The organism is Embleya sp. NPDC127516, assembly GCF_044765325.1.
Lineage (GTDB): Bacteria > Actinomycetota > Actinomycetes > Streptomycetales > Streptomycetaceae > Embleya.
The window spans coordinates 1-12465 of the sequence record NZ_JBIWJT010000042.1 but is presented as its reverse complement, the minus strand read 5'-3'; the positions used below and the strand labels follow the sequence as shown (position 1 = coordinate 12465).

Sequence of the window (12465 nt, the reverse complement as noted above, 5' to 3'; positions counted from 1 at the left end):
GGATTGGCCTCCGCAGGAGCGGACGCCCCCGCCGACCGGACGGGTGCGGACGCTCACGATCGGTCCGCGGGAGCAGGATCGCTTTTCCGGGCGCGTGTCCGGGTCGGGAGGTCATCCCGTGGTGTGGTTCCGGCGTACCCAACCGTGCCCTTGGCGGGAGCGGAGGAGGTTGTCGTGACGGCTACGGCGTTGGCGCCGACGATCACCCAGATGGCTGCCCACGCGGCCGCATCGAGGTGCTGGTGGAGGACGACGAGACCCACCAGTGCGGCGAAGACCGGGTTGACGCTCATGAACACCCCGAAGGAGTGCGCCGGGACTCGCCGGAGAGCAAGCAGATCGGCGAGGAACGGCACCGCGGAGGACAGGACTCCGGCGGCCAGCGCGCCGGCGAGGGCGGCCGGGGTGGGCGGACGCTGCCAGAGCACCAGGGCTCCGACGGGGACGTAGAGCGCGCCGGAGACGGCCGCAGCGGCGGCCGAGCCCTCCAGACCGGGCAGGTGTCGGCCGACGGCGCGGTTGAGCAGGATGTAGCAACCCCAGCACGCCGCGGCCAGCAGTGCCAGGCCGACGCCCGGGTAGTCGGTCGAAGGAGAGGGGCGGGCGAGCACGACGACCGCGGCGGCGGCGGCCGACGCGCACAGGGCATCGATCCGGCGTCGAGAACCGGCCAGCGCCACCGTCAGAGGGCCGAGGAACTCCAACGTGACGGCCAGTCCGAGCCCGATGCGATCGATGGCCGTGTACAGGGACAGGTTCATCACGGCGAATACCAGCGCCAACCCCAGCACCGGCCGCCATTGCGCTGCGGACCGGCCGCACCGCCACCGAGCACCGCTACGGCGCGGACTTCATCGACGACGCCCTCGACGCCGACACCACCCTCGTCGGTGAAGTCCTCACCCCGGGCACCGACTTCGAGTACGTCTTCGACCTCGGCGACAATTGGCGGCACGAGTGCACGGTGGCCACCGAACCCGTGGACCTGGAAAGGAATGTGGGGATCGTCCCGGACCGACCGCTCCCCTAGTTCGGATGGGGCTCGATCCCGGACCCCTACGGCCGGTTGTGGGACGGCGACGACGGCGAGACACCCGTGCCCGACCCGCCGAAGTCGCCCTGGCCCTGGGCCAACGTCCCCGAGCCCGTCCTGGCCACCCTCCACAGCCCCGGCCAATACACCTACCTTCGTGACCTCGACCCCGAACCCGATCCCGACCCGCACTCGTAAGGCTCCAGCGCGCCGAAGGGGCGCGGAACCAGCCTCACCCCCGCCCCTCAAACGACGAACCTCTTCCCCTTGTCACAGGTGCGGAGTACCGTTCCCGGTCCGTTGATCTTGGGAGGTACCCGACATGTGGGTGATCCGAGAATTCACCAACGACGAAGGCGTCACCTGCCAGGCGGTGATGACCGAAGAGGCCGCGGCCCGACCCGACGAGGAACACTGCGCGATGTACCTCCGTCTCCTCGCCACCCACCGCCCACCCGACCCCGCGATGGAACCCATCAACCGCACCCTCAACACCAACCTGAACGCCTTCGCCCTCGAACGCCTCGAAGGCCTCCACACCCCCGGCCATCACGTCGGTCTGAACGACCTCGCGCCCGGCCTGCCGCGCCCGGACCTGGACCCGCAGTTGATGGCGACCATGGACCGCCTGTTCGACCGGCAGATCGAGGTCATCGCCGACCGGATCCGACGGGGCGAGGCGTGACGAATCGTCCATGGGTCGCCGGCCTTCCCCTTCATCCGTCGCGGGGCACAGCCCGCACAGCCGCCGACAGCGAATGTATGGACCCCGCGAACGGCACCCACCCACCGTGCCGGCAACCTGGAGCCGGGCGCGGGAACTTCACCCCGAGAAACGGACGCGCCCTCAAAGAACGACTTCGCCGCCGGCCCGGATCGTACATCCGGCCGAGACGGGCGAATCCCCCACAACGAGATCACGCGTGTGCGCCGCCGAACGTGAACCGATCCCGGTCACCGACCCGGCAGCGTGCGGCACGGACGTCCCGATCGAGGAAGATGCGATCGGGGCGCCCACCTCGCTCGCGAACCCACCCCCCGACGCCCGAACTCACGTCCACCTCATGCCGAGCGCGGTGAGCGCCTCGAGCCGCTCGGGCGGGTATGTGGCCCGCCGTTGCCGGGCGTTGGCGAGGGCGACGCCGAGCTTGACCTGGTGTGTTCGCCGCCGTGTTCGACCGCTTCGAAGTGCTTGCGTGGCACCGTCAGGTGCCCCTCCCGCTCCCGGAACGCCGTCGCCGCGGCGAGGGTGAGCGTCCACCGGTCCGCTCTCACCGCCGACGCCGGCGCAGCGGGCTGGGCGTCCTGCTCGGTGAGGTCGACGCCGACCTCGGCCAATGCCGCCCGCTGCGCCGGCGTCAGACTCCCCGCGCCGCGTCGTTGCCGGCGGAGCCAGGCTCCGACGTCCTCGCCGGAAGGGTCCGGATGTCACCGAGGCGGACGCCCGGAGCGCGGTGTCGGAGGTACTCCTGGCCCTTGAAGTGATCGACACGCGGTTCGACAGCCGGCGGCTCACGCTGGCCGACAGCGTGGCGGACAACGCCTCCTGCGCGCGCGTGGTCACAGGGGTGACGATCCCGCTCCGTTCCGGCCGACGAGGAACTGGTCGTCAGCATCGACGGCACGACGGAAGCCACGGGGAAGGGCCGAGCCGTGCTGGGGAATCCTCTCCGTCCGCTCGTCTGGCTCGCCAGGCGGCTGAACAGCCTCGGCGCGCGGGGCCTGCGGGCGGGGGGTCTGGTACTGGCCGCGGCGGTACACGCCGACCTTCCCCTTCGCGCGGGAACGACGGTACGGGCCGCCTCGGCGAACCTGCCTGCTGTGGACCTCAAAGTCGTCGGAGTCCTGTTCGCCCTCGACACAGTGCCCTCGGCCCCGGGCATGACCCACGACGAAGGAGCGGCCGTGCCGGACGGAAGAACGAGTGTGGCGGGCCGCCGGCCTGTCGATGACGGCGGTCCTGTTCGGCGCCCGCGCCGGACTCACGATCATGCCACTGATGCTTTATCACCAACTGCAACCGATCGTCTGTTCCGTACTGTCCGGCCGCTGGGCACGACGTCCGGACGGCGTCCGCGGCCTTGGTCACGTACCGGTCCCGTCGGGACCTTCCGCCACCGAAGCGAGCGCGCGTCCCACCGGGAACACCGATCGTGCCCGAGCCGGCGACCTCGCGGGCGAGTACCCCTGAACTGTGTCCCAAGGCGCGCCGACACGCGAAGCCCGGGCGTGTCGTTTCGGGAATCCGTGGCCGCAGCCCCTGCCCGTCTTGTGGCGTCGACTCTCCCGGCCCCGCCGGGGTGGCCGTCGGGAGTGCGGCCGGGCTGGACGGACGTCTTGGCCTCTCCAGGAGGCAGGACCACGGGAGGAGGTGCGGGCGCCTTCGCGGTGTGCTCCAAGGTGGGACGGCAAGCCTCCCCGAAGGGGTCCGGCGCATCGACGCGCCCCCGCCGCGGCCTTGATGATCGGCCGGATCAACACCGCCGGGCAGGCGGATTACCCGGCCGTGCTCGCCTCGCAGGACCGGATGCACCAGGAAGCGCTGTCCCGCTGCGTCCCGACCGCCCTGCGCGGTGACTGTTCGCCTGCGCGGTGACTGTTCGACAGCGCCGGAATACGGCGGTCGACGGCATCGGCCGCAATGGGGGACGGGGCCGGGCCTCGATCTACCGGGTGCTCCGTTGCGGGCCGGTGCACAGCGCCCAGATAACGGCGAAATCGATGGCGATCACCACGATCGACCACAGTGGGTAGTGGGGAAGCCACGTGAAGTTGGCGATCACGCTCAGCCCAGCCAGGATCACACCGATGATGCGGGCCCAGACGGCGCCGAAGAGCAGGGCGATGCCGGCCAGGCCGATGACGATTCCCAGGAGCAGGTGGATCCAGCCCCAGCCGGTGGTGTTGAATTCGAAGGAATAATTACGCGTTGCGACGATGACGTCGTCCTTCGCGATGGCGGCGATTCCCTGGAAGACCGCCAGCGCTCCGCCGATCATCATCATCACCGAGGCGAACGCGGTCCAACCCGATGGGGAACCGTTTTCGGTGGTTCGGCCGGCGTCTGTCTGCGCATGCGAAGTCATCGTGGGCCTCCTCGGCGAGGCGGTGGTGCGGGGTCCCCTGCTCCCACAGTGGCCCCTGCGGCAGCGCCTCGCGAGTGCGGCCGGCCCGGCGCATCGTCGCCGCGACGCCGTGCGGGTGGACTCCCGGGCGTCGAAGCGCCCGCCGCAGACACGGCAGGTTGTGCAGCGGGGGAGCGGGCATCGAGGCGCGCGAGTGCGCTGGACAACCAGACCATTCACCCAGCCCATGCCGTTCCTCGGCGACCTCGCCCACGGCGCCGGCGTTCACCAGGAACCGCAGCACCGCGTCGAAGCCGGCCCGACCCCCGCAGCGGCACCGCACGCGGCCACCGCCACCACTGCCCGACGCTTCCACCTCTCCGACCGCGGTCGCATCGCCGACGGCCTGCGCGCCGACGTGCTCCTGGCCGACGGCGCCCCCACCACCATCACCGACACCCTCAACACCCGCGCCGTGTGGGCCGCGGAACCCGTATGGCCGCCTGAGAGCCCACCGGATCGAGGGTCGGGCCCGAAGGCCCGGCCGTGCCCGTTCCTCTCTTCCTTCACACAGCGAGGCGACCGAGCCATGCCCGCCCACCGCATCGACGTCCACGCCTACCGCTTCGGCGGCGCGGTCGCCGCCCCGGCGGGGAAACAACCCGCGCCCGGCGCCCGTGCGCCCCGGAGTGCCGAGGCCACGCTGGAAGCCATGGAGCACCCCGACACCGCCATCCGGATCCTGTCGGTCTCCATCACCCCCACTCCGCGGACGGCGGCAACGCCCGGGCCCGGCGCGGCGCCCCAAGGCCGCCAAGCCGGCCGGGAACGAGCGGCTTCGCGAGTACGTGCGGGACCGACTCTCGGGCCGGGTCCACCGGCCCGACGAAACACCGGGCCGGGGCCGGGGAGGGCACGGTGGAAGGGCCGCAACAAGCTGCACCGGCAGGGCCGTAGGTGGGTGACGGCCTGGAGCATGGAGCAGATCGCCCACCGGCTCGAGGTCGACTTCCCCGAGGACGAGTCCGTGCGCATGTCGCACGAAGCGATCCATCAGGCGCTGTTCGTCGAGGGGCGCGGAGCACTGCGGTGCGAGCTGGTCGCCTCTCTGCGCACCGGTCGGGCGCTTCGCGTTCCGCGAGCCCGTTCCCGACGACGCCCCGCGGGGCACGTCACCTCCGACGTGATGATCGGCGAGCGGCCCGCCGAGGCCGACGACCGGGCGGTTCCGGGCCATGGGGAGGGCGACCTGATCATCGGCACGGGCCGGTCCGCGATCGGCACGCTCGCGGAACGCACGACGCGGTTCATGGTGCTGCTGCACCTGCCACGCATGGAGGGCTACGGCGTCCAACCGCGGGTGAACAACGGCCCGGCGCCGGCCGGCTGTGGCGCCGAGGCGATGAAGGATGCGATTGCAGCCAGGCTCATCGAGCTGCCCGCGGCACTACGCCGATCGCTGACCTGGGACCGCGGCAAGGAACTCGCCCGAGACACGCTACTCCGTTGTGAGACAAACTGTTGGCCTACTTTGCCGACCCGCACAGCCCGTGGCAGCGCGGCACGAACGAGGACACCAACGGACTGCTGCGTCAGCACTTTCCCCAGGCACTGATCTGTCCCGCTGGAACGTCGACGAGCTCGAGGCCGTCACCGCCGCACTCAACGGCCGTCCCCGCAAGACACTCAACTGGCGAACTCCCGCCGAGGCCCTCAACGATCATCTACGCTCACTGCAAGCAAGCGGTGTTGCAACGACCCCTTGAACCCAAGCAGTACACGCGACCAAACTGACAACGTGTCCTCTGCGGGCGGGAGTTGCCGCCTCGATGGGTTCGGTGGGCGACTCCTACGACCACGCCCTCGTGCGCCCCGCCTCGTCCGGGTTCGAGTTCACCGACCCGGAGCAGGTGATGCCGCCGAGAAGGTGTTCCCGGACAAGCAGTCCAGCGGTGATCTCATGATCGCGAGTATCCAGGTGTGGGAGGCGGACCAGAGCGGTTCGCGCTGGTGCGACGCCCTGGAACGAGCCCTGAACTCAACGATCGCGGTGATCGACAGGGTCATGGGCAACTCGCTCGGGATCGCCACCGGCCCCGCCCTCATGCCGGTGACGATCGCGTCCGAGATCGCCAGGTTCCTCGTCTCGCTGATGGACGTCCTGCGCAGGCTTCACGTAGTCCTTGCGGTGGGCAGGATCGAGCGCAGGCCGTGGCGGTCGCGGACGCCGACCTTCCGGTAGGCGCGGCCCAGCGTGTTGTCGACGGTGCGAATCGACAGCCCGCACGTCGCGGCGATTTCCCTGCTGGTGTGACCCTGCGCGGCCAGGAGGGCGATCTGATGCTCGCGGACGCTGAGGCTCGCGGCGGTGGACAGGGTCGCCAATGCCGGCGTCGCCGCGTCCTCGCACTCTGCGACCAGGAGAAATGCCCGCGATTCGGCGCGTCGAGCCGCCGCTTCCGCGCGTGCGTCGTGCGCGTGTCGGCGGAATCGGGCGGACCGGGCCAGGCACTCGGCCGCGAGCAATACCGCGCCATGGGCGGCCCACTGGTCCGCCACGGCGCTCAGCGCGTGCGGGTCGGCAGTGGCGACCGCGCGGGCATGGGCGGCGCGAGCCGCGGCGTGCGGGCCTTGGACCACGTCGGCCGACGCGATCACGCGGATCGCCGCTGCCCGGTCGCCCCAGCGGACCAGGTCGTGTTCGAGGGTGAGGGCCGCGCTCGGATCGCCACGGTCGCGCGCCGAGGCGGCGCCGGCGCGCAGGACCGCGTGAGCCTCGTCCGCGTACCCGCGGCAGTGCAGCGCCCAGGCGTACGCGCGCCTGGTGTCCCACCCGCACAGCGCGCTTTCGCCGTCGGCGACGGTCAGAGCGAGCTCGTCCGCCTCCGCTCCGGTCTGGCCGGCTTGGGCCCGGGCCAGGACCAGGCCGGCGAGCGCGCGCTGCTCGGCGAATCGGTGGCCCTGCACATGGGCCTGGGCGCGGGCCTCTGCGAAGAGTGTGGCGGCCAGCCGTAGGCGCCCGCGATCCAGCGCGATCCGGCCGTGTACCCAGCCGAACCACACGACCAGCGCCGGGACCGGTGCGCGCAGCAATTCGTCCAAGCCCTCGATGAGTACCCGTTCGGCCTCGTCGAGGCGCCCGGCCTCCAAGAGCGCCCAGGCAACCAGGTACGAGCTACGGGCGGGATAGAAGACCTCGGTACGGTCGGTGAGTTCGCGGTGCGCGGCGTACGCGGCGCGGGCCGTGCGAATCGCGTCCTCCGGCCGCGCGCGGGCGAGTTCGACGCGCAGGCGGGCTTGGAGATGCAGGACCAAGTCCGGCCCCGGCCGATCGTCGGCGCCGAGGCCGGGGCCGGCGTCGAGTTCGTCGCCGGCCCGCGCGACTTGCCCCGTCGCGCCGAGGATGGTCGCGGTCCACGCGGACAGCGCCGGGGAGGGACCGGCCCGACGAGCGGTCTCGCGCAGTACGGCCAGCGCGCGGGGCAGGTCACCGGGCCCATAGAAGTGGTGCACGGCCAGGGCCAGTCCGGCCGGATGGGCGTCGGCGCCCCGGGCCGCGGCGAAGGTCTGTTCCAGGACCGCGATGCCCTCGGCGAACTCGCCCCGCTGTCCCAGCGCTTCGCCCAGCATCACCCCGGCCCGCACGTTGGGTCCATGCCGCAGGGCGGCTCGGGCCAATCGGCACATGGTCTCCACGTCGCCGGCGCCCAGAGCCTCGGCGGCGCCGCGGACCAGAAGTTCGCTGTCGGCGGTGCCGGTGGCGGCCAACTCCCAACAGGCGAGGGTCAGGGCGTCGCCGGTGCGATGCGCCCCGTGCGCCCGTAGCCGCGCGGCCTGCCCCAACAGGATGGCGCGGGCGCGCAGTCGGCCCACGCCGGCCCGCAGGACGGGCGCGTGGGCCGGCTGGGCGAGCGCGAGGCGTTCCCGACGGTCGTCGCGGCGCAGACCCACCAGGTGCGCCGCCTCCAGGTCGGCCAGCGCGTCGGCCGGGGTCTCCGGCGGCAGGTCGCACAGCGCGATCGGGCCGCACAGCGCGAGGAGTTCGAGGACGGCCCGCCGGTCGGGGGACAGCAGGTCGATCCGTTCGTCGAACGAGACGCCCTCCAGCGAGTCGGCCAAGGGCCGCTTCAGGCACCAGATGCCGTGGGCCGGGCCCAGCCGATCCTCCGCGATCGCGGCGCGCAGCGCCTCGCGGAGGTGGAGCGGGTTGCCCTGGCCAGACGTCCACAGCGCGCGGACGGCGACCGTGGTGATGGGCGCGCCCAGGGCGGCGCGGAGCAGGGCGCCGGCCTGCCCGATGTCCAACGCGGGCAGTGCCACATGCCGCAACGCGCCGCGACGCCACAGCGAGCGCAACGGGTCGGGCCAATCGGCGCCGTCGGGCAGCGTGGCCAGTAGGAAGATCACGTCTTCGGCCAGCAACAGCGCGAGCAGCGCGGACGAGGAGGCGTCGAGCAGGTGGACATCGTCGATCGCGACCACCGGCCGGCCCGCTCCGGCCGCCCGGCGCGCGGCCAGTTCGTCGCGCACCTGCCGGAAGAACGCCGCGGGCTCCTCCGGGCGCGCGCCGTGGGGCAGCAACGGGGTCAGCGCCGACAACGCCACCGACGCCGAAGCTCGGGTGGCCCGCACCCGTACGATGTGCCGACGCCGAGAGGCAGCCCCCGCCCCCGCCCTTGGCGGGCGGACGTCTGCCGGATCACCGCCACGGGCGGACCGACCGAGGAATTCCTCGACGAGACGGCTCTTGCCGATCCCACCCGCCCCCGTGATCACGGTGCCGATGCAGGTGGACGCGCGTAACGCGCGGTCCAGCTCGCCCAGTTCCACATCGCGGCCCACGAACGGCAGGCACGCGTCTCCCGGAGCGATGTCCATCGTGACCCCCGTCGTATAGGCCCCCCGGCCACGGCCCGCGAGACGGACACGCTCTCGGCAGCATGCCGGCCCCGGCTCGCTGCCGCACGAATTCGCGCCCATGGGGACCGCGTTCGTTCGACGGGTCGGCGGCTTCATGGAGTATGCGTCGCGGCGAAATGGAGTAGCGGACCACTCTGTGTGCGGCGGGGCGGCCCGGTTGACAGTAGCCGTGCCGAGGACCGGTCGACCAAGTGCCTTCCGAGGTCACGGCATTCCATACCGCTCGTCGGGCCGATCCGCTCGGCGCGACGTCATCGAAGAGGACACAGATGTGAACGCGAGACGACTTACCCGCCGGTTGGCGCCTTTGGCGTTGATCACGGTGGTCGCGGCCGGCACCCTCACGGTCGGCACCGCCGTCGCGGAACGCTGCCAGGACTGCGAGCCGGGCGGCGGCGGGGGCGGCGGTGGTGCCGGATCGACCGGACCCACCCGCCACGTCCGGCTGACCGGCTCCGTCGCGACGACCGACGCGGAGGGCATATTCGGCGACAACAAGCACTGCACCGACGCCTTCGCGTACGAACTGGCCGCGCCGATCGGCCAGTGGACGGTGAGCCGACGGGACAGCTTCTGCGGCGGCGAAGTGCGGTTGGAGACGTATGTGGACGTCTTTCCGGCGGCCGACGGAACGATGCAGGCGGTAGTGCGCCTCAAGCTGTTCGAGGGGACGAACTACCAAACGCAGGACCTGGACGGCGAGGCGAGCAAGATCCTGCCGACCATCGCGGTGGGCGGGTCCGGTGGGGCGAACGTCTACGTGCACAGCGGCGAGGGTGCCGCCGACGACGGCAGGTCGGACATCACCATCGAGAACTTCTGAGCGGGACCCACCGAACGAGAGTACTTCCGAGCGGGACCCACCAAACCAGAGAACGGCTGAGCGAGACCCACCGAACGAGGGGGACGGAACCATGCGAGACAAGCTTTGGCGGCGGATGCGCAAGGCGGCTGTGCTCACGGCAAGCACGAGCCTGGCGATGGGCGCGCTGACGATCGGCTCCGCGTCGGCGGAGCGCTGCCAGGACTGCGAGCCGGGCGGCGGCGGGGGCGGCGGCACGGGAGGCGGCACGACCACGCCGGTAGTCTACCGGCATGTCGGCCTGGAGGGCTGGGTGAACCTGTACGACCACGAGGGCGGCAGCACCTACACGCGCTGCGAGGGCAGCGGCGGCGACTACTTTTGGTACGACCTGCAGGCGCCAGTCGGCCAGTGGACCGCCAGTCGACGGGACAGTTTCTGCGGCGGCGAAGTGCGCCTGGAAACCAGGATCGAGGTCAGGCCGAACGCTGACGGCACGCTGGACTACCGAGGCACCCAACTGCTCTACGAAGGCACCAGCACCACGACCAACGACCTCGACGGCAAAGCGGCGATCCCGCAAGCCGCTCCGGTGGGCGCGGGGGCAACCGCGGGCTTCGACGTCGCGGCCAAGAACGGCAACGAACAGGGGCATATCAACTTCGAGTTCGGCTCGACCGACGACGGCTTCCAGGTCTCTTTCAGCTGGGTGCACGACGAGGGAGACCCCACCGACTTCACGGTCTCCCGCTTCCGAGTCCACAACGTCTGACCGAGTGATCGGACGACCCGATCACCGGTTCGCCACCCCGGTGTTCGGGTCGCCTCGGTGTTCGGGCCACTTCCTGGTGCTGAGTTCCGCTTTGGGTGGACAGGTAGTGGTCGACAGTGCTGTTCTGCGTCCAGCGTGAAGCCCTCGTTGTCGAGGATTTGCAGAGGCTTGAGGTTTCCCCCGGATCATGGACACGGGGTTTCATGCGGCCAGTGACACCATATCCGTCTTGACTGTTTGTTCCTCGAAGGCGGCCGGGCTGACGTAGCCCAGGGTGCTGTGTCGTCTGCGGTGGCGTCCTTCTTCGACTTCAACGGCGGGGCTTCAACCTGGTCGGGGAACTGCTTGGCCAGTCCCCGGTACCCGGCATCGACCTTGGCCTTCACCTGGGGGAATTGCTCGAACAGGTCACAGATGCCCTCGGTCTTCAGCGCGGTCTGGTCGTGTTGTCGACCGGGCCGGAAGGCCCCGGTCCACAGGGTGCGGCCCTTCTCATCGCTGATGATGGTGGTTTTCTTGGTGTTCTGCCGCATCTTGCCTGAGACGAACTCTCTACTGCCTGGACTGTTCGCCCGAGGGCGGCGCACTCGGACCTCGGTGCCGTCGATCCGCAGTTCCACGCCGTGGGATGCGGCGTAGGCGAAGACATCGGCCAGGGTGCGGAGCCGCAGGTTGCGATGGCCTGGAACGGTGAAGGCACGGGCGGCGAGCAGAGGGCGGATCTCGTGCACTGCGCGGGTGACCGTGGAGCGGTCCACGCCGTAGACATGGGCGAGCGCGTCGTGCGGAAGTTGCAAGCGCAGGATGACCAGGGTGGCGATGACCCGGTCGGTGAAGACCAACTCGTGGTGTGGCCCTGCTCCCGCGGCCCGCCGGCGAGTACGCCAACGGCGCGTGTGCAATCGGGATTCCTGTTGTGCGGTCCAAGGCTCGGAAGTTTGGCGATGAGCTTGGCAGGCCGCCGACGCGGGATCCCGGTACAGACTCGATGCGACCAAGCCGCTCGGCCCATCCTGACGACACGGCGTCATTGTTCCATGCAGGTGACGGGACGATGCCGGCGGCACCCTCGGCCGCCCCACGGGTTGCGCCCGGGAAGGCCGGTTCACAGTGGGGCGTAGCACAGACCAGGACCGACCTCCGCCGGCGTTCGGAACGCCACTTCGCTGATCATCAAGTCCGTCAGGTGCGTTCCGACGCAGATCTGTGTGCCGCCAGGCGTCGTGAGCCGCACCCCACACATCGCGAAAGAGTCGGGGACTCCCTCCTCGGGATCGCGGCTGATCACCTCCACCGCTGCGACCGCCTCGGTCACCAGGCTTCGCAACGGATGGCTGGGGATCGGCTCGGCTATCGGCACCTGGATCGTCATGCCGGAGTACCGGCGGGAGTTGGCCAGGGTCTTTGTGACATCCGAAATGAACAGGACGTTGGCTTTGGACTCCTCGGTATCAATCAGCCACTGTTCACCATCGTGACCGGTCAAGAGCGCCGGCCCGTACCCAAGGCGTGGCTCGTCCTCGACGGGAACATCGAGAAGCCGCGTCACGGCTCGAAGGCGCTGCCCAAGGAGACAGCCGGCCAACCGATGGTTGTCGGGAAGGTAATGGTGAACGCTGCTCGGGACGATCCAGTCAGGGTGGAACCGGTGCGCCAAGGGACGATCCTCCAACTGTCGGACCTGTGAAGGTCATGCCCCTACCAACGCGACGGGAGCTCGGCATCAGACCACAGAGATCGCGAACGCCGCAATCGCGCACCAAGTCGTAAGCGCTCACCAGTCCCGGACCCCGAGGACGAGCCTGTTGGCCGTCCGTACCGACTTGTTGGCCGATCGCTTCCGCGATGCGTCGGCGACGCTGACCTGCCGCTC

11 protein-coding genes and 3 pseudogenes are annotated in these 12465 nt (G+C 70.5%); 8 read left to right on the top strand and 6 right to left on the bottom strand.

The annotated features are described in order from the left end of the window. Positions 1-53: 53 nt before the first annotated feature. Both ACIRL2_RS45465 and ACIRL2_RS45460 read right to left on the bottom strand, forming a co-directional pair. Positions 54-812: pseudogene (locus ACIRL2_RS45465) on the bottom strand (EamA family transporter); the annotation flags it as partial. Next, positions 761-955, bottom strand: a complete 195-nt coding sequence (locus ACIRL2_RS45460) for a hypothetical protein (protein ID WP_402240642.1) — start codon at positions 953-955, stop codon at positions 761-763. The pseudogene ACIRL2_RS45465 and the gene ACIRL2_RS45460, both read right to left, overlap by 52 nt. Before the next feature lie 141 nt (positions 956-1096). On the opposite strand from ACIRL2_RS45460, the gene ACIRL2_RS45455 reads away from it, so the two are divergent. The 3 genes from ACIRL2_RS45455 (at position 1097) to ACIRL2_RS45445 (ending at position 3224) form a co-directional block, all read left to right on the top strand. Beyond that, a complete protein-coding gene (locus ACIRL2_RS45455; RefSeq protein ID WP_402240640.1) occupies positions 1097-1231 on the top strand; it encodes a hypothetical protein in 135 nt (44 codons plus the stop codon). Positions 1232-1355: 124 nt separating this feature from the next. Then, complete coding sequence (locus ACIRL2_RS45450) at positions 1356-1718, top strand: hypothetical protein (RefSeq protein ID WP_402240638.1); 363 nt, start codon at positions 1356-1358, stop codon at positions 1716-1718. A gap of 1263 nt (positions 1719-2981) precedes the next feature. Continuing rightward, complete coding sequence (locus ACIRL2_RS45445; RefSeq protein WP_402240750.1) at positions 2982-3224, top strand: bile acid:sodium symporter; 243 nt, start codon at positions 2982-2984, stop codon at positions 3222-3224. Between the two features lie 475 nt (positions 3225-3699). On the opposite strand, the gene ACIRL2_RS45440 is transcribed toward ACIRL2_RS45445, so the two are convergent. After that, positions 3700-4119 (bottom strand): hypothetical protein, encoded by a 420-nt coding sequence (locus ACIRL2_RS45440; RefSeq protein ID WP_402240636.1) that lies wholly within the window; start codon positions 4117-4119, stop codon positions 3700-3702. A gap of 229 nt (positions 4120-4348) precedes the next feature. Here ACIRL2_RS45440 and ACIRL2_RS45435 point away from each other — a divergent pair. The 3 genes and pseudogenes from ACIRL2_RS45435 to ACIRL2_RS45425 all read left to right on the top strand — a co-directional run. Next, positions 4349-4605 (top strand): annotated as a pseudogene (locus tag ACIRL2_RS45435) (amidohydrolase family protein); the annotation flags it as partial. A 287-nt stretch (positions 4606-4892) separates the two neighbouring features. Continuing rightward, positions 4893-5864 (top strand): annotated as a pseudogene (locus ACIRL2_RS45430) (IS30 family transposase); the annotation flags it as partial. A 194-nt stretch (positions 5865-6058) separates the two neighbouring features. Beyond that, positions 6059-6340, top strand: coding sequence for a hypothetical protein (locus ACIRL2_RS45425; protein ID WP_402240634.1), 282 nt, complete (start codon positions 6059-6061; stop codon positions 6338-6340). Here the strand turns inward: ACIRL2_RS45425 and ACIRL2_RS45420 are convergent. Then, positions 6271-8976: an AAA family ATPase gene (locus tag ACIRL2_RS45420; RefSeq protein WP_402240632.1), complete on the bottom strand. Its 2706-nt coding sequence runs from the start codon at positions 8974-8976 to the stop codon at positions 6271-6273. The genes ACIRL2_RS45425 and ACIRL2_RS45420 overlap by 70 nt on opposite strands. 313 nt (positions 8977-9289) lie before the next feature. Between ACIRL2_RS45420 and ACIRL2_RS45415 the strand changes: the two genes are divergently transcribed. After that, positions 9290-9841 carry a hypothetical protein gene (locus ACIRL2_RS45415; protein ID WP_402240629.1) on the top strand — a complete coding sequence of 184 codons (552 nt, stop codon included), beginning with the start codon at positions 9290-9292 and terminating at the stop codon, positions 9839-9841. A 91-nt stretch (positions 9842-9932) separates the two neighbouring features. Next, entirely contained in the window at positions 9933-10592 is a 660-nt protein-coding gene (locus ACIRL2_RS45410; RefSeq protein WP_402240627.1) for a hypothetical protein, read from the top strand. A 185-nt stretch (positions 10593-10777) separates the two neighbouring features. Here ACIRL2_RS45410 and ACIRL2_RS45405 read toward each other — a convergent pair whose 3' ends face one another. Together ACIRL2_RS45405 and ACIRL2_RS45400 are read right to left on the bottom strand one after the other, a co-directional pair. After that, a complete protein-coding gene (locus tag ACIRL2_RS45405) occupies positions 10778-11434 on the bottom strand; it encodes a transposase family protein (RefSeq protein ID WP_402240625.1) in 657 nt (218 codons plus the stop codon). Positions 11435-11697: 263 nt separating this feature from the next. Beyond that, the gene (locus ACIRL2_RS45400) at positions 11698-12249 is read right to left on the bottom strand and encodes a hypothetical protein (protein ID WP_402240622.1); all 552 of its coding nucleotides are present in this window, start codon (positions 12247-12249) and stop codon (positions 11698-11700) included. Positions 12250-12465: the final 216 nt, after the last annotated feature.